This window comes from Pandoraea sputorum (assembly GCF_000814845.2).
GTDB lineage: Bacteria > Pseudomonadota > Gammaproteobacteria > Burkholderiales > Burkholderiaceae > Pandoraea > Pandoraea sputorum.
In genome coordinates, this window is sequence record NZ_CP010431.2 from 4404968 (window position 1) to 4421318 (window position 16351).

General features: G+C 64.2%; 16 protein-coding genes. 10 read left to right on the forward strand and 6 right to left on the reverse strand.

The window, feature by feature from the left end:
- Positions 1–140: 140 nt before the first annotated feature.
- The gene (locus NA29_RS19385) at positions 141–1631 is read right to left on the reverse strand and encodes a type 1 glutamine amidotransferase (RefSeq protein WP_039400656.1); all 1491 of its coding nucleotides are present in this window, start codon (positions 1629–1631) and stop codon (positions 141–143) included.
- Positions 1632–2053: 422 nt separating this feature from the next.
- Here NA29_RS19385 and NA29_RS19390 point away from each other — a divergent pair, with 422 nt between their 5' ends.
- Entirely contained in the window at positions 2054–2335 is a 282-nt protein-coding gene (locus tag NA29_RS19390) for a YkvA family protein (protein WP_039400659.1), read from the forward strand.
- 96 nt (positions 2336–2431) lie between these two features.
- Here NA29_RS19390 and NA29_RS19395 read toward each other — a convergent pair whose 3' ends face one another.
- From NA29_RS19395 to NA29_RS19405, 3 genes are all read right to left on the reverse strand, one after another.
- Complete coding sequence (locus tag NA29_RS19395; RefSeq protein ID WP_039400662.1) at positions 2432–3406, reverse strand: quinone oxidoreductase family protein; 975 nt, start codon at positions 3404–3406, stop codon at positions 2432–2434.
- Positions 3407–3476: 70 nt separating this feature from the next.
- Entirely contained in the window at positions 3477–3890 is a 414-nt protein-coding gene (locus tag NA29_RS19400; RefSeq protein WP_039400665.1) for a methylglyoxal synthase, read from the reverse strand.
- Between the two features lie 54 nt (positions 3891–3944).
- Positions 3945–4724, reverse strand: a complete 780-nt coding sequence (locus NA29_RS19405) for an SDR family oxidoreductase (protein WP_039400668.1) — start codon at positions 4722–4724, stop codon at positions 3945–3947.
- A gap of 169 nt (positions 4725–4893) precedes the next feature.
- Between NA29_RS19405 and upp the strand changes: the two genes are divergently transcribed.
- Complete coding sequence (gene upp / locus NA29_RS19410) at positions 4894–5544, forward strand: uracil phosphoribosyltransferase (protein WP_039400670.1); 651 nt, start codon at positions 4894–4896, stop codon at positions 5542–5544.
- Positions 5545–5627: 83 nt separating this feature from the next.
- Here the strand turns inward: upp and NA29_RS19415 are convergent, their stop codons facing one another.
- Positions 5628–6545 (reverse strand): DMT family transporter, encoded by a 918-nt coding sequence (locus tag NA29_RS19415; protein WP_052253073.1) that lies wholly within the window; start codon positions 6543–6545, stop codon positions 5628–5630.
- Positions 6546–6675: 130 nt separating this feature from the next.
- Positions 6676–8139: a helicase HerA-like domain-containing protein gene (locus NA29_RS19420; protein ID WP_052253318.1), complete on the reverse strand. Its 1464-nt coding sequence runs from the start codon at positions 8137–8139 to the stop codon at positions 6676–6678.
- Between the two features lie 464 nt (positions 8140–8603).
- On the opposite strand from NA29_RS19420, the gene NA29_RS19425 reads away from it, so the two are divergent.
- The 8 genes from NA29_RS19425 (at position 8604) to ugpB (ending at position 16304) form a co-directional block, all read left to right on the forward strand.
- On the forward strand, positions 8604–9329 hold the full coding sequence (locus tag NA29_RS19425) for a YebC/PmpR family DNA-binding transcriptional regulator (protein WP_039400671.1): 726 nt from the start codon (positions 8604–8606) through the stop codon (positions 9327–9329).
- Positions 9330–9331: 2 nt separating this feature from the next.
- Positions 9332–10609, forward strand: a complete 1278-nt coding sequence (gene purD / locus NA29_RS19430) for a phosphoribosylamine--glycine ligase (RefSeq protein WP_039400673.1) — start codon at positions 9332–9334, stop codon at positions 10607–10609.
- Positions 10610–10911: 302 nt separating this feature from the next.
- Positions 10912–11820: a mechanosensitive ion channel family protein gene (locus NA29_RS19435; protein WP_039400676.1), complete on the forward strand. Its 909-nt coding sequence runs from the start codon at positions 10912–10914 to the stop codon at positions 11818–11820.
- A 143-nt stretch (positions 11821–11963) separates the two neighbouring features.
- Positions 11964–12899: an oxygen-dependent coproporphyrinogen oxidase gene (gene hemF / locus NA29_RS19440; RefSeq protein ID WP_039400677.1), complete on the forward strand. Its 936-nt coding sequence runs from the start codon at positions 11964–11966 to the stop codon at positions 12897–12899.
- Between the two features lie 13 nt (positions 12900–12912).
- Positions 12913–13644, forward strand: coding sequence for a nicotinate-nucleotide adenylyltransferase (locus NA29_RS19445; RefSeq protein WP_039400680.1), 732 nt, complete (start codon positions 12913–12915; stop codon positions 13642–13644).
- Positions 13645–13705: 61 nt separating this feature from the next.
- The gene (gene rsfS / locus NA29_RS19450; RefSeq protein WP_039400681.1) at positions 13706–14143 is read left to right on the forward strand and encodes a ribosome silencing factor; all 438 of its coding nucleotides are present in this window, start codon (positions 13706–13708) and stop codon (positions 14141–14143) included.
- A gap of 24 nt (positions 14144–14167) precedes the next feature.
- Complete coding sequence (rlmH, locus tag NA29_RS19455; RefSeq protein WP_039400684.1) at positions 14168–14638, forward strand: 23S rRNA (pseudouridine(1915)-N(3))-methyltransferase RlmH; 471 nt, start codon at positions 14168–14170, stop codon at positions 14636–14638.
- A 334-nt stretch (positions 14639–14972) separates the two neighbouring features.
- A complete protein-coding gene (gene ugpB, locus NA29_RS19460) occupies positions 14973–16304 on the forward strand; it encodes a sn-glycerol-3-phosphate ABC transporter substrate-binding protein UgpB (protein ID WP_039400686.1) in 1332 nt (443 codons plus the stop codon).
- Positions 16305–16351: the final 47 nt, after the last annotated feature.

The window sequence follows — 16351 nt, forward strand, 5'->3', positions numbered from 1 at the left end:
GCACCGACAGTCGTATCGCGGTGCTCCTGACATGAAAATGGCAGCCTCCGGGCTGCCATTTTTTATTGCGCCGACGAATTAGCGTATTGCCGGGACACTACGGCGCTGCGTCGAACAGCGCCGCCCGTCGGCTCATCACATCAGAAACGCGTCTCGCGTGCGGCACGCAGGAAGTTGTCCAGCACCGGCGTGCAATCCAGAAACTCCGGACCGCCTGCGCGGTGAAATTCCGGGTGCCACTGCAAGCCCATCACGAACGGCGCCTTGCGGTAGCGAATCGCCTCCACCACACCGTCTTCCGCACACACCGCCTCCACGCTCAGATCTCGCCCCAGCGTCTTGACCGACTGATGGTGAATCGAGTTGACGATCGGCACATCGACCGGCGCAAGCATTTGCGCGAGCGATGAACCCTCCGGGAACGTCAGCGTGTGACGATTATGCTCGTACGTTTCCGTGACGTGCGGGATCGCTTCGGGTAAATCCGTCGCAATGTCCTGATGCAACGTGCCTCCGAACGCCACGTTGATCAGTTGGCAGCCACGGCAGACGCCGAGAATCGGCTTGCCCTGTTCGACGAACTCATGGAGCAGTTCGAGTTCGTACATGTCGCGCATGCGGTCGCCCTGCCATTCGTGACGCGTCGCCACTTCCGAATAGGTGAGCGGCGAAACGTCGGCCCCGCCCTGCAAGACCAGCCCGTCGAGGTGCTTCGCGTAATCGTGCAGACGAATGTGGCTCGGGTGAAGCAAGCCTTGCGTGTCCACCGTGGGAATCATGAAGACAAGCACATCGCGCGACATCACCCAGTGCGCAATCGACTCTTCGAGGTATTGCAGCGTTTTGCTACGCAATCCCTTCGAACCGGGTTCCGGGTGGAAGATACGGGCCGAGATGCCGATCTTCAGCGTGCGTTGCGTGATGCGCTGACCGGCGCGGTCGTACCAGGCACGAAAGCGCGCGGACATGATCCGGCGCAACACCGACCACGGCGAGTCGCCCGCCTGCAAGTACGACGGCTGACCGCCCATCGACGCCGGGCTGCCCGGACGCGGCCCGGTCGCGCCGAACGACGGTTGATGCGGTGGCTCGCCACCGCCCGAACCGCCTCCCGCACCACCAGCAGCACCGCCCCCCGTCTCGCCGATGTTGCCCCCGGCACTCCCCACACCGGCCGCTTTCACGTCGTCACCGGATTTCGGAACGGGTGAGCCGATCGGATTGCGGTCGGACGCCACTTCAGCCGCCAAGGCAGGCGAGACGGGCTTGGTGGCAGGCGCGCCCGACGTCGGCGTCTCGGCCTTCGAATCGTCCGATCCATCGGATCGCGCAGCGCTGCTTTGCTCGGCAGGCGGCGCAGGACGTGTCAGCGTGTCGGGATTGGGCGGCATATCGCCAGAACCTTCGGCCGTACCGGCCACCGGCTTTCCCGTGGCCCGCAGCGTGGCGGGCGACGCGGGCTCCACGTACTCGGACGAACGCGTCGCAGGCGAGTCCGCGGGTGAGGCACTGTGTTTTGAAGATTCGTGTGCCGGGGCGGCCGGAGCCGTCGGCGAGGTTGCGCTCTTACTCGTATCGGATTCGGGCTTGGACGGCTGCTGCGGCGATTTCGGATCTTGAGCGTCGGTCATGATGGCGTTTGGATGCGTCCAAAAAAGGTGGACGAAGGGGGAAAGTAGGATTGACCACGTCGGCCCGGGAATTATCCCGCCGCCACAATCCCGCCGCAACCGCTATCCCGGACGTCCCTTTTTGCAAGCCCCGGCGACTTCAGCCCTGCCATCGCCCGCCCTCCCGTTTTCCTGCATCGATGAAACCGTCCCGGCCGGGCGATGTCTTAATTCATTGTTACGCATGGGACGCATGCCAGCGGCGGCTGAGCACGGGTCGGCACACAGCACGTCGATTGCGTATAATCGAGACAAATTGCACGATATTCAATCGATGTTGAGCGACGTTCGTGTCGATTGAGTGAAATCGTCTTTTGGCGTCCAACATTGCCCGGCCCTGACCGGGGCCGCCTGGCGGACGCATTGGTACCAGGAGTCTGCAAGTGAAGCGCTTTCTTCGTCTGTGGCAAATCGCCCGTCATGATTTCCGCGTTCTCTGGCATGCGGCCCGTGACCCGCGCCGTCCGCGCTGGCTGTTGCCTGCGGTGGTGTTGCTCGCCGTCTATCTGCTCAGCCCCATCGATCTGATCCCGGATTTCGTGCCGGTGTTCGGTTTGCTCGACGACGTGGTCGTGATCGGCATGGTGGTCCACTGGCTCATCAGGCGCCTGCCGGTCGATGTGCGCGAGGACGCACGCGCGCATGTGTTCACCCAGCGTGCCTGATCGTCGCTGACGCGCGCCTCGCAGGAAACGAAAAAGGACGCCGAGGCGTCCTTTTTCATTGGCGTCGCACCAAGGCGCAAAACGTACGCGCGTCGCTCAGGGCATCAGCAACGTCGACCCCGTGGTCTTGCGCGCTTCGAGATCGCGATGCGCCTGTGCAACGTCGGCCAGTGCATAACGCTGATTGACCTCGATCTTGACCGTGCCCTTGCCCACGACATCGAACAACTCGTTGGCCGTGGCGTCCAGATCGGCGCGCTTGGCGGTGTAGTTGAACAGCGTAGGACGCGTGAAGAACAACGAGCCGCGCGACACCAGGTCCGCCGTGTTGATTTGCGTGACGGGGCCGGACGCATTGCCGAAGTTCACCATCGTGCCCAGCGCACGCAGACAGTCGAGCGAACCGATGAAGGTGTCTTTGCCGATGGAGTCGTACACGACCGGCACGCCTTCGCCGCCCGTAATCTCCTTCACACGCTCGACGAAGTTCTCACGGGTGTAGACAATCGGGTGATCGCACCCGTGCTGACGCACCAGCGCGGCCTTCTCATCCGAGCCTACGGTGCCGATCACCGTTGCGCCCAACGCCTTCGCCCACTGACACACGATCAGGCCCACGCCACCGGCGGCGGCGTGAATCAGAATGGTGTCCCCGGCCTTGACCGGATACGTGCGACGCAGCAGGTACTGCGCCGTCATGCCTTGCAGCATCATGGCGGCGGCCTGATCGTCGCTAATGTTATCGGGCACGCGCACCAACGGTGCGGCGGGCATCACACGCGCCTGCGAGTATGCGCCGCACGGGCGGCTCGCGTAGGCCACGCGGTCGCCGGGCTTCACATGCGTCACGCCCTCGCCCACCGCCTCGACCACGCCGGCGGCTTCCATGCCGAGACCCGCAGGCAGCGGCTGCGGGTACAACCCGGTGCGGAAATAGACGTCGATATAGTTCAGCCCCACGGCGTTATGGCGCACGCGCGCCTCGCCCGGACCGGGTTCACCGACTTCGACATCGACCCACTTCATCACTTCGGGGCCGCCGTTCTGTTCGATGCGAATGGCTTTCGTCATGGTTGTCTTCCTCGCTCCCTTCTGTCTCGGTAGTGTTTTGCTGCGGCGTTGCCGTCGAACGTGTCGACGCTCAAGCCGAGGGTTGTGCTGCCAGTCGCACGATCAACTGTTCGAGCAGCAGACGCGCCGTCGAGCTGTTGGTCGCACACGGTACGTTGTGCACGTCGCAAGCGCGCACCAATGCGTTGATGTCGGGTTCGTGGGGCTGCGGCGTCATGGGGTCACGCAGGAACAGCACCATGTCCACGCGTCCCTCGGCCAGTTGCGCGCCGATCTGCAAGTCGCCACCGTGCGGGCCGGAGAGCATGCGCTCGACGTCAAGACCGAGCTCCGTTGCGATGCGCCCGCCGGTCGTGCCCGTCGCAACGATCTGGCACTGACGCAACACCTCGACGTAGTCGCGTGCGACCGCGAGGATCTCGTCCTTCTTCTTGTCGTGCGCGATCAGCGCAATTCTTACCTGGGGTACCGTCGAAACCGTCATGAATGCGAGTCCTGAGTGCAGTGAGTGCGATAGATGAATGCGTCGTGGTGCGACTCAGAACGTGCCGGGGTAAGCCCCGCCGTCGATCAGCACGTTTTGTCCGGCAATGTAGCCTGCGTGCGCGCTGCACAGGAAAGCGCAGGTCGCGCCAAACTCCTCGGGCTGACCGAAGCGACGCGCCGGAATCGCAGCGGCGCGCTTGCTGCGCGTGTCCTCGACACTCTGACCGCTCTTGGCGGCCGACGCCTGCATCGTCGCCGTCAGACGATCGGTGTCGAACGCGCCCGGCAGCAGATTGTTGATGGTGACGTTGTGCGACACGGTGGTGCGCGCCAACCCGGCCACAAAGCCCGTCAGCCCGGAGCGCGCGCCGTTCGACAGCCCGAGAATATCGATGGGCGCTTTCACGGCGGAAGACGTGATGTTCACAATGCGCCCGAAGCCCCGCGCGATCATGCCGTCGACCGTGGCCTTGATCAGTTCGATGGGGGTGAGCATGTTGGCGTCGAGGGCGCGAATCCAGTCGTCGCGCTGCCAGTCGCGGAAGTCGCCCGGGGGCGGACCGCCAGCGTTCGTCACGAGGATGTCGGGCTGTGGGCAGGCAGCGAGCGCCTGCGCACGGCCTTCCGGCGAGGTGATGTCGCAGGCCACGGCGGTCACGGTCACGCCCGTGGTCGCACGGATGTCCGCAGCGGTGGCGTTCAGCGCGTCGGCCGTGCGCGCGACGATCACGACATTGACACCGGCTTCGGCCAGCGCTTGCGCGCAAGCGCGCCCCAGTCCCTTGCTCGCGCCGCACACCAGCGCGGTGCGGCCTTTGATTCCCAGATCCATGTTCTGCCTTCAAGACAAGTGATGCGTTGGTCGTTGGCCGCTGTGCGGCCGTCTTGCAGCGATTCTAAGTCGAAACCCGGACCGGCATCGTCCGCATCGGCTAAAATCGCGGCCATGCGGGCCGAACCCAGTCATACCGATTCGGCGGCCCAGCCCCAAATTGCCTGCCATGAAACAAGACACCCGATTCCCGAACCTCTTCATCTGCGATCACCCGCTGATCCAGCACAAGCTTTCGCACATGCGCGACAAGGAAACGTCGACGCGCACGTTCCGCGGTCTGCTGCGCGAGATCACGCTGCTCATGGGTTACGAAATCACGCGTGACCTGCCGCTCACCACCGAGCGCATCGACACACCGATGGTCGAGATGGACGCCCCGGTCATCGCAGGCAAGAAGCTCGCCATCGTGCCCGTGCTGCGCGCCGGCGTCGGCATGAGCGACGGGCTGCTCGATCTGGTGCCGTCCGCACGCGTCGGCCATATCGGCGTGTATCGCGACGAGCAGCATCGTCCGGTCGAGTATCTCGTGCGCCTGCCCGACGTGGCCGACCGCCGCTTCATCCTGTGCGATCCGATGGTCGCCACCGGCTACTCGGCCGTGCACGCCGTCGACGTGCTAATCAAGCGCGGCGTATCGCCCGAGAACATTGCGTTCCTCGCACTCGTGGCCGCGCCCGAAGGCGTGAAGGTGCTGCTCGACGCGCATCCGGGCGTGAAGCTCTACGTCGCTTCGCTCGACGAACGTCTGGACGATCATGCGTACATCATTCCGGGCCTTGGCGACGCAGGTGACCGCCTGTTCGGCACCAAGAACTGATGAAACGATGAAACGATGAAAAAAGCCCCGGTCCTGCCGGGGCTTTTGCTTTTGGGCGGTGCGTCCTGCTTTGCCTGCCTACCTTATGCGGCCTTGCGTCGCGTAGCCATCGCCACGCCGATGGCTGCCAGCACCATCCCCGCCCACGCCAGCGGCGGCATATGTTCCCCGACCATGAGCCATGCCGCGAGCGCCGCCGAGGGCGGCACGAGGAAGAACAGCGCCGACACGCGCGACGCCTCGCCGCGCCGGATCATCGCCAGCAGCAACGAGATCGCGATGATCGAGTTGCCGATCACCAGGTAGACCAGCGTCAGGCCGAGTTGCCACGTCCATGCGACGTGCATCGGTTCGAGCCACCATGCAAGCGGCAGCGTCGCCGCGAATCCGACGAAGTACTGCACCAGATTCGAGGTCACCGGGTGCTGCCCCACGCCGAAGCGCTTTTCGTATAGCGTGCCGCACGTAATCGCGCCGAGCGCCACGAACGTCAATAGCAGCCCGACGGCCGACGTCGCCTCCACCGCCGAGCGCGCCACGATCACCAGCGCCGCCCCCGCCAGTCCCAGACCGAGTCCGATCCAGTTCAGCCCGCTCACGCGCTCGCCCACCAGATGCGGCACTGCCAGTGCCACCAGAATCGGTTGCAGCGACGTGATCAGCGCCACACTCCCCGCCGACACGCCGAGTCGCAGCGCCAGATACGTCATGCTGAAATACAGCGCCTGAATCAGCAGGCCGATGACGATGAGATGACCCCACGCCGCCGCCGTCTTCGGCAAAGGCGGGCGCATGACGACCGCCAACGGTGCCAGCACCACGAGCACCAGCCCGTAACGCAACGCCAGGAAGGTCAGCGGATCGGCGTACTCCAGACCGATCTTGGCGACGGTGAAACCGACGGACCACAGAAACAGGAAGATGAGCGGCGCGGCGCGCAGCCACAACGGATCGTGTGCCACACCGGTTCGCACCGGCTCCAGCGAAGATTTGAGGGACATCAGCGAGTGAGCGACCTTTTATTGTTTGACGGGAACCGGATCTGCAGCACGGGCAAAGAAGACGCGAGAAGCGAGAGAAGATGAAAACGCGGGCGTGCGTTGCGAGCCCGCATCAGCCTCAGTATCCGCCTTACCGGCGCTTGTTGCCGCCCAGGATGCTGCCCAGCACGCCGCGCACGATTTCGCGTCCGAGCTGACTGCCGACGGTGCGCATCGTGCTCTTGACCATTGCTTCGACAGGCGAGTCCTTGCTGCGCGACCCACTACCGCCCAGCAAGCCGCCAAGGGAGTCGAGCCAGCCGCCACCGCCACTCGCCCCACCTGCCCCGGCGGGTGTGCCGCCCGCTGGCACAGGCGCGCCGTCCGGCTGCCGCGACTCCGTGCGCCCCACAAGCTTCTCGTACGCCGATTCACGGTCGACGGCTTTCTCATACACGCCCGCGACTAGCGAGCTGGCCATCAATGCCGCGCGCTCCTGCGGCGTGATCGGCCCGATACGCGATGCAGGCGGCGAAATGTAGGCGCGCTCGGTAATGGCCGGACGTCCCTTTTCGTCGAGCAGCGACACGAGTGCCTCACCGACACCCAATTCACCGATCACCGTCTCGATGTCGAGCGACGGATTGGCGCGCATCGTCTGCGCAGCGACCTTGACCGCTTTCTGATCACGCGGGGAATAGGCGCGCAACGCGTGCTGCACGCGGTTACCCAACTGGCCGAGCACCGTGTCCGGCACGTCGACCGGATTCTGCGTCACGAAATACACGCCGACGCCCTTCGAACGAATCAACCGGACCATCTGTTCGATGCGTTCGAGCAAGGGCTTCGGCGCTTCGTTGAACAGCAGATGCGCCTCGTCGAAGAAGAAAACGAGTTTGGGTTTATCGGGGTCGCCCACTTCCGGCAGGCGCTCGAACAGCTCCGCGAGCAGCCACAACAGGAACGTGGCGTAGATGCGCGGGGCGGCCAGCAGCTTGTCCGCCGCGAGAATGTTGACGATGCCGCGTCCCTGCGCGTCCGTCTGCATGAAGTCTTCGATGTTGAGCATGGGCTCGCCGAAGAACTTGTCCGCGCCCTGCTGCTCCAGCGTGAGCAGCCCGCGTTGGATGGCGCCGACCGACGCGGCCGAGATATTGCCGTACTGCGTGGTGAAGTTCGACGCGTTATCGCCCACGTGCTGGAGCATGGCGCGCAGGTCCTTGCTGTCGAGCAGCAGCAGACCGTTATCGTCGGCGATTTTGAAAACGAGGTTGAGCACGCCGGTCTGCGTCTCGTTCAGGCCCAGCAGCCGGGAGAGCAGGAGCGGTCCCAAATCGGAGATGGTGGCGCGCACCGGGTGGCCCTGCTCGCCGAAGACGTCCCACAGCGTGGCGGGGCTGCCGTGCCAGTCGGGGGTGTCGAAGCCGAGGTTGGCGATGCGCTCCTTGAGCTTGGGCGTCTCGACGCCGGGCTGCGTGATCCCGGTGAGGTCGCCTTTGACGTCCGCCAGAAAGACGGGCACGCCAATGTCCGAAAACGCTTGGGCGATGACTTGCAGGGTCACGGTCTTGCCGGTGCCGGTCGCGCCGGTGATGAGCCCGTGGCGGTTGCCCATCGCGGGCAGCAGGCCGAGCAGGTGCTGCGCGTTGCGCGCAATCACCAGCCCTTCACTGGACTCGTGAGCGGCGCTCGTTGAAGCAGCGGATGTTGCGGGAGTGACGGGAACGGCTGGGGTCGCGGTGGACGACGCTTGCGACGGCACGGGCTTCTTGGGCATGAGCGACCTCTGCGGTAGACGCGGCGTGGCTCGTGACACGGCGCAGCAAACACCCGTGGCACGGTGCGGCGGCATGATAAAATTGCCTCCGATTATAGCGGCACAGGTTGCCGCTCGGACTGCACCGCCCCGAAATGCCCCACGCGACCGACAGGATCCGTGCGAGACGACGGGGCGGCGAGGCAATCGGCGCCCGCGACCCCTACGGTGGCGGGCGCTCCCGTTTCAACGGTTGGCCGCGCCGGACTGCGCAGGCCGGCAGAGCATACTTCGCCGCTCAGCGCGGCACGACGGAGAAATTCATGGCGGGTCATAGCAAATGGGCCAACATCAAGCACAAGAAGGCTGCGGCAGATGCCAAGCGCGGTAAAGTCTGGACACGTCTGATCAAGGAAATCACGGTCGCAGCCCGTCTGGGCGGCGGTGACGCCGACAGCAATCCGCGCCTGCGTCTGGCCGTCGAAAAAGCTGCCGATGCGAACATGCCCAAGGACAACGTCAAGCGCGCGATCGATCGCGGCGTGGGCGGTCTGGACGGCGCGAACTACGAAGAAATCCGCTACGAAGGCTATGGCATCAACGGCGCGGCCGTGATCGTCGACACCATGACGGATAACCGTGTGCGCACGGTGGCCGAAGTGCGTCACGCCTTCTCGAAGTTCGGCGGCAACATGGGCACCGACGGCTCGGTTGCCTTCCTCTTCACGCACTGCGGTCAGTTCCTGTTCTCACCGGAAACCCCGGAAGACAAGCTCATGGAAGTGGCGCTCGACGCCGGTGCGGACGACGTCATCACCAATGAAGACGGCAGTTTCGAAGTGATTTGCCCGCCCAACGACTTCCAGTCCGTCAAGGACAAGCTCGAAGCCGCAGGCCTGAAGGCAGAAGTCGCCGAAGTGACGATGAAGCCGCAAACCGAAGTGGAATTCACCGGCGACGACGCCGTGAAGATGCAAAAGCTGCTCGACGCGCTCGAAAACCTCGACGACGTGCAGGAAGTGTTCACCAACGCCGTCATCGGGGAATAAGCATGAAGATCATGGTTGTCGGCTCGGGTGGCCGCGAACACGCGCTCGCCTGGAAGCTTGCCCAATCGCCGCGTATTCAACTGGTCTATGTCGCACCGGGTAACGGCGGCACGGCGCTCGACGAACGTCTGCGCAACGTGCCGATCAGCGATCCGAACGTGCTGGCCGAATTCGCCGCGCGCGAAGGCATCGCGCTCACGGTCGTCGGCCCGGAAACGCCGCTCGCCGCCGGTATCGTCAACATCTTCCGCGCCCGTGGCCTGAAGATCTTCGGACCGACCAAGGAAGCCGCGCAGCTCGAATCGTCGAAGGACTTCGCCAAGGCGTTCATGAAGCGTCACGGCATTCCGACCGCCGATTACGAAACGTTCGCCGACGCAGCCGCCGCTCACGCTTACATCGACGCCAAGGGTGCGCCGATCGTCATCAAGGCCGACGGTCTGGCTGCCGGTAAGGGCGTGGTCGTGGCGATGTCGCTGGAAGAAGCGCACAACGCCGTCGACATGATGCTCGCGGACAACAAGCTCGGCGACGCCGGTGCGCGCGTGGTGATCGAGGAATTCCTGCAAGGCGAAGAAGCCAGCTTCATCGTGATGGTCGACGGCAAGAACGTGCTGCCGCTGGCCACGTCGCAGGATCACAAGCGTCTGCTGGATAACGATCAGGGCCCGAACACGGGCGGCATGGGCGCATACTCGCCCGCGCCGATCGTCACGCCGCAGATTCACGCGAAGGTGATGCGCGAGATCATCATGCCGACGGTGCGCGGCATGGAGACCGACGGCATTCGCTTCACGGGCTTCCTCTACGCCGGCCTGATGATCGACGCCGACGGTAACGTCAAGACGCTCGAATTCAACTGCCGCATGGGAGACCCCGAAACGCAGCCGATCATGGCGCGTCTGAAGGGTGACTTCTCGGTGGTGGTCGAGCACGCGATTGCGGGCACGCTCGACAAGATCGAACTCGACTGGGATCGCCGTTATGCGCTGGGCGTAGTGCTCGCCGCTCACGGCTACCCGGACACGCCGCGCAAGGGCGACCGCATCTCGGAAGTCCCGGCAGAGACCGACGAATGCGTGACGTTCCACGCAGGCACGCAGCTCGAAGATAACGTGCTCAAGGTCACGGGCGGACGTGTGCTGTGCGTGGTCGGCCTGTCCGACACCGTGCGCGGCGCGCAGAGCGTGGCGTACCAGACCGTCAATCAGATCAACTTCGACGGCATGCAGTATCGCCACGACATCGGCAACCGCGCACTCGCACGCAAGCCGGAATAAGTCGCCAGCTTCCGGCCGTTAGCTGACTCACGCCGGATCGCTTCGCCACGGCCCGGGGAATCTCGCGTTCCCCGGGCCGTTGTCTTTTGACGCAGGCATTTGCGTCGCCCGCCTCCCCTCCTTCCTCGCCCCGCGAAATGGGCCACCTCACATCTTCATTCCCCCGCGATTGACAAGCGCGGTCCAAATTGGCACGCTGGCGTCGCGTGACATCGAAGGTTTACCCCGAGAGCGCGCAGCCGGCCAGCCCCGGCGGCATTCATGCAGTTTTCCCGACAGACCCTCGCTCGACGGAGACTTACATGTTCGACCTCGATACGCTGGTCAACGATTATCTGGTGCCGTTCGGCCTGAAAATCGTGATGGCCGTCGTCATCTGGATCGTCGGTGGCATCGTCATCAATCTGCTGGCGCGGCTCGTTCGCAGCGCGATGAATCGCCGCCACATCGATCCCACCCTCGTTCGCTACACCGAATCGACGATGCGCATTGCCTTGCGTATCGCGCTGATCCTTTCCATTCTGAGTGTCTGCGGCATCGAAACGACATCGTTCGCTGCCCTGCTCGCCGCCGCCGGTATCGCCATCGGGGCCGCCTGGTCCGGGCTGCTGTCGAATTTCGCGTCAGGCATCTTCCTCATCGTGCTGCGTCCGTTCAAGTCGGGCGACATGATCAGCGCAGGCGGGGTGACGGGCGTGGTCGACGAGATCGGCCTGTTCGTCACCACGCTTACGACGCCGGACAACCTGCGCGTGTACGTCGGCAACACGAAGGTTTTCGGCGACAACATCACCGTGTACGACGCCAACGCCTTCCGACGCGTAGACCTCACCGCACAACTTGCGCACACGGTGGACCTGAAGGACGCCGTGGCCCGCCTGAAGGCACGCGTCGCACAGATTCCCAACGTGGTCGAGAAGCCTGCCGTGGACGTCGAGATTCTCGAGTTCAACCCGTCCGGGCCGGTGCTCGCGGTGCGCCCTTACTGCCACAACCGTGACTACTGGCAGGTCTACTTCGACACCAACCAGGCGATTGCCGAAGTCGGCGGCTCAGCCCACTGGCCGGTGCCCGCCACGCGGCAGATCCTCATGCCCCCGCCCGGCGTACCGGGATCGGTTGCCGGCGGCACCAGCGCCGTGCCGCCAATCGTGCCGGGTGCAGGAGGCACGGCCCCCGCCGGGACACTTCCGAACGCACCGGCGCCCTGAAACGCCAGCGCACCCTCCTTTGATTCAGGTCATTCGGGCGGCACCGGCACGCGGTGCCGCCCGCCCGCGTCTGCCCTCGTGCCGGTACAATCGCGGATAAAACCGCAATTTGCATACACAGACCACGCAAGGGACGTCACAGAATGACAGCGCAAGACACCGCACCGGCGCCGGACACGGGCGCGGTACGCACGTATCTTCTCGGGCTTCAGGACCGCATTGTCGAGACGCTGGAGCGCCAGGACGGCAAACGCTTCTTCGTTGACGACTGGCAGCGACCCGCCGATGGCGCGCTGCGTGGCGACGGGCGCACCCGGGTGCTCGACGATGGCGACTTCTTCGAGCGTGGCGGCGTCAACTTCTCCCATGTGATCGGCGACAAGCTGCCCGCGTCTGCCAGTGCCTCGCGGCCTGAGCTGGCCGGACGTGGCTTCGAAGCGCTTGGCGTCTCGCTCGTTTTGCATCCGCGCAATCCGTATTGCCCCACGGTGCACTTCAACGTGCGTATTCTGATTGCCACCGCGCCCGGCGAGTTGCCCGCGTTCTGGTTCGGCGGCGGCATGGATCTCACGCCGTACTACGCGCATGAAGAAGACTGCCAACACTTCCATCAGACGTGCAAGAACGCGCTCGATCCGTTCGACACCACCTGGTATCCGCGCTTCAAGACGTGGTGCGACGAGTACTTCTATCTGAAGCATCGTCAGGAGCCGCGTGGCATCGGCGGGATCTTCTTCGACGACTTCTCCGGTGGTGGCTTCGAGACCGGCTTTGCCGTCATGCAAAGCGTGGGCGATGCGTTCCTCGACGCGTACGTGCCCATCGTCGAACGCCGTCGCGGCATGCCATATGGCGAACGCGAGCGCGATTTTCAGGCGCATCGCCGTGGCCGCTACGTCGAATTCAATCTGGTATGGGACCGTGGCACGCACTTCGGCTTGCAATCGGGCGGGCGTACCGAGTCGATTCTGATGTCGATGCCGCCGATCGTGAAATGGCACTACGACTGGAAGCCGGAGCCGGGCACGCCCGAAGAAAAGCTCTACACCGACTTCCTCGTGCGCCGCGAGTGGGTGTAAAGGCTCTGCGCGCATGACCGTCACTTCCTCTGCACAGCAAGCCAGCGCGGGCAACCCGGCCAGCCCGACGCGCAAGCGTATCGGCGTGCTTGGCGGCACGTTCGACCCGATCCATACCGGTCATCTCGCGCTCGGCGCGCTGTTCGCACGCACGCTGGCGCTTGACGAACTGGTGCTGATGCCCGCCGGGCAGCAGCCGCAGAAGCAAGGCAGCACGGCCGCCGGGCATCGGTTGGCCATGACCCGGCTCGCCGCACAGGGGCTGGCGGCCGAGTTGGCCGTCACCCATCCGTCCACGCAGGTGATCGTCAGCGCGCGCGAGATCGAGCGCGCCGGGCCGAGCTACACCGTCGATACCTTGCGGGACATGCGGCAGGACGCCGGGCCCGACGCGTCGCTCTCGCTGCTCATCGGCTCGGACCAGTTGGTGCGGCTCGACACCTGGCACGCGTGGCGCGAACTGTTCGATTACGCTCATGTCTGTGCGGCGGCGCGCCCCGGTTTCAGTCGCGAAACGGCGTCCCCGGAACTGCGTCAGGTCTTCGATCAACGGGAAAAGTCCGCGCTCGGGGTACAATCCACGCCATGCGGCGGCATCCTGATCGACGACTCACTGGCCGTCGACATCTCCGCCACCGAGTTGCGCGCCATGCTGGCGCACGCGCGAGACACCGTCACACCCCCGGCAAACCTGCCCGAACCCGTGTGGCAGTACATCCGCACGCAACACCTGTACCGCGCCTGACGGCCCCACGGCAATTGCCGGGCCGCTATCTCGCACCCCTGTTTCACCAAATAGACGCACTATGGAAATTCGTAAACTTCAGCGCCTGATCGTCGACGCCCTCGAAGACGTCAAGGCCCAGGACATCAAGGTGTTCAACACCGAACACCTCACCGCCCTGTTCGAGCGCGTGATCATCGCGAGCGGCACGTCCAACCGCCAGACCAAGGCACTGGCCGCGAGCGTACGCGACAAGGTCAAGGCCGCCGGCGGCGACATCGTCAGCATGGAAGGCGAAGACGTGGGCGAATGGGTGCTGGTCGATACGGGCGACGCCATCGTGCACATCATGCAACCGGCCCTGCGCCAGTACTACAACCTCGAAGAAATCTGGGGCGAGAAGCCCGTCCGCCTGAAGGCCGCTGGCACCAAGGCCGGTGCGAAGGCCAGTGCGGAAGACGAAGACGAGGAAGACGCGCCCGCTGCCCCGGCACCAGCCCGTCGCAAGACCAGCAAGTAAGACGCCGTACGCGATCCTGCCGACATGCGTCTGTTCATTATCGCAGTCGGGCACAAGATGCCCGGCTGGATCGAGACCGCCTTCGCCGAGTACGCCAAGCGCATGCCGCCCGAGCTGCGCATCGAACTCAAGGAAATCAAGCCGGAGCAGCGCTCCAACTCCCGCACCGCCGAGACGGTCATGGCCGCCGAAGCGCAGCGCATTGAGGCGGCGCTACCGCGCGGCTGTCGTCTCGTCTGTCTGGACGAGCGCGGGCAGGATCTCACCACCATGCGTCTGGCCCAGTCGCTCACCGTCTGGCAACAGGACGGGCGCGACGTGGCCTTCGTGATCGGCGGTGCCGACGGGCTCGACCCGACCCTCAAGTCGCGCGCCGACACCCTCATCCGCCTGTCTAGCCTCACTCTGCCCCACGGCATGGTGCGCGTGCTGCTCGCTGAGCAGCTCTACCGCGCGTGGAGCATCAACGCCAATCACCCCTACCATCGGGTCTGACGGCATTGTGTCGACGGGACGGCCCGACATCTGACGTTATGTCCGCCGTCCTTGTATGACAAAAAAATAAGTCATCCATAAGTCACAAAGGTCTTTTGCGGTGCAACGCAACGTTGCGCCGGACCCTCGACGCCGCGCCAGGCCTTACTGGATGTGGGACTTCACGACGTGTCAATCCCCCCGTTGCACTCGCGTGCAACACGCATTGTGCAGTGCGAATGGAAATAACACGGTGACGTGTTAGTCTACGCGGCGCTACAGTTCGCACCGCGAACAAGTAGGGTCCACTCACATAATCAGACCCTTGACTTCTCGTGAACCCCCGGAGATTGGCATGAAGCAACCTTCCCTGCGCAAGTTCGCCCTCGCTGGCGTTGGCGCCGCACTGGCACTCGGCATGAGCACGTCGGCCCTGGCCGCCACGGAAATCCAATTCTGGCATTCGATGGAATCGGCCCTCGGCGATCGCGTCAACCAGATCGCTGCCGACTTCAACGCATCGCAAAGCGACTACAAGATTGTCCCGATCTACAAGGGCAACTACGAGCAGGGGCTGGCCGCAGGGATCGCCGCCTTCCGCGCGGGCAATGCACCGGCCATTCTTCAGGTGTACGAAGTGGGCACCGCCACGATGATCGGCGCCAAGAAGGCCGTGAAGCCCGTGTGGCAAGTCATGAAGGACGCTGGTGAGCCGTTCGACGAAAAGGCCTTCGTGCCGGCCATCGCCGGTTACTACGCCGACAGCAAGACCAATCACCTGATCTCGATGCCGTTCAACAGCTCGACGCCGGTGCTGTACTACAACAAGGACGCCTTTAAGAAGGCCGGTCTCGATCCGAACACTCCGCCGAAGACCTGGGCCGACGTGAACGCCGCCGCCACGAAGCTGAAAGCTTCGGGCATGTCGTGCGGTTTCACGATGGGCTGGCAAGGCTGGACGCAGCTCGAGAACTACAGCGCCTGGCACGCCCTGCCGTATGCCACGAAGGATAACGGCTTCGGCGGTCTTGACGCCAAGCTTGAGTTCAACGGCCCGCAACAGGTCAAGCACATCCAGTTCCTGGCCGACATGGCAAAGAACGGTACGTTCACGTACGTGGGCCGCAAGGATGAAGTGACCTCGAAGTTCTACAGCGGCGACTGCGGTATCGCCATGACGACGTCGGGCGCGCTCGCCAACATCGGCAAGTACGCCAAGTTCAGCTACGGCGTGGGCATGATGCCGTACGACGCCGACGTGAAGGGCGCACCGCAAAACGCCATCATCGGCGGCGCCAGCCTGTGGGTGCTCGCCGGCAAGTCGGCCGCCGAATACAAGGGCGTGGCCAAGTTCCTGAACTACCTCGCCTCCCCGGCCGTGGCCGCCAAATGGCACCAGGACACCGGCTACCTGCCGGTCACCAAGGCCGCTTACGAGCTGACCGAGAAGCAAGGCTTCTACGCGAAGAATCCGGGTGCCGATACGGCCATCAAGCAGATGCTCAACAAGGACCCGCTGCCGTACACGCGCGGCCTGCGTCTGGGCAACATGCCGCAGATCCGTACGGTGGTCGACGAGGAACTCGAAGGCGTGTGGAGCGGCAAGCAAACGCCTAAAGCCGCGCTCGACAAGGCAGTGGAACGTGGCAACGACCTTCTGGCTCGCTTCGCGAAGCAAGGCAGCTAAGTCGCCCTCAACGTTTGGTGAACGCACGATGACGCACGCAATGCGGG

Excerpts from the sequence above, each read along its gene's own strand:
- NA29_RS19395 (WP_039400662.1), bottom strand. The coding sequence starts at position 3,406 with ATGACGAAAGCCATTCGCATCGAACAGAACGGCGGCCCCGAAGTGATG.
- ugpB (WP_039400686.1), top strand. The coding sequence starts at position 14,973 with ATGAAGCAACCTTCCCTGCGCAAGTTCGCCCTCGCTGGCGTTGGCGCC.
- rlmH (WP_039400684.1), top strand. The coding sequence starts at position 14,168 with ATGCGTCTGTTCATTATCGCAGTCGGGCACAAGATGCCCGGCTGGATC.
- NA29_RS19425 (WP_039400671.1), top strand. The coding sequence starts at position 8,604 with ATGGCGGGTCATAGCAAATGGGCCAACATCAAGCACAAGAAGGCTGCG.
- NA29_RS19385 (WP_039400656.1), bottom strand. The coding sequence starts at position 1,631 with ATGACCGACGCTCAAGATCCGAAATCGCCGCAGCAGCCGTCCAAGCCC.
- purD (WP_039400673.1), top strand. The coding sequence starts at position 9,332 with ATGAAGATCATGGTTGTCGGCTCGGGTGGCCGCGAACACGCGCTCGCC.
- upp (WP_039400670.1), top strand. The coding sequence starts at position 4,894 with ATGAAACAAGACACCCGATTCCCGAACCTCTTCATCTGCGATCACCCG.
- NA29_RS19405 (WP_039400668.1), bottom strand. The coding sequence starts at position 4,724 with ATGGATCTGGGAATCAAAGGCCGCACCGCGCTGGTGTGCGGCGCGAGC.
- NA29_RS19415 (WP_052253073.1), bottom strand. The coding sequence starts at position 6,545 with ATGTCCCTCAAATCTTCGCTGGAGCCGGTGCGAACCGGTGTGGCACAC.
- NA29_RS19445 (WP_039400680.1), top strand. The coding sequence starts at position 12,913 with ATGACCGTCACTTCCTCTGCACAGCAAGCCAGCGCGGGCAACCCGGCC.
- hemF (WP_039400677.1), top strand. The coding sequence starts at position 11,964 with ATGACAGCGCAAGACACCGCACCGGCGCCGGACACGGGCGCGGTACGC.
- NA29_RS19420 (WP_052253318.1), bottom strand. The coding sequence starts at position 8,139 with ATGGGCAACCGCCACGGGCTCATCACCGGCGCGACCGGCACCGGCAAG.
- NA29_RS19435 (WP_039400676.1), top strand. The coding sequence starts at position 10,912 with ATGTTCGACCTCGATACGCTGGTCAACGATTATCTGGTGCCGTTCGGC.
- rsfS (WP_039400681.1), top strand. The coding sequence starts at position 13,706 with ATGGAAATTCGTAAACTTCAGCGCCTGATCGTCGACGCCCTCGAAGAC.
- NA29_RS19400 (WP_039400665.1), bottom strand. The coding sequence starts at position 3,890 with ATGACGGTTTCGACGGTACCCCAGGTAAGAATTGCGCTGATCGCGCAC.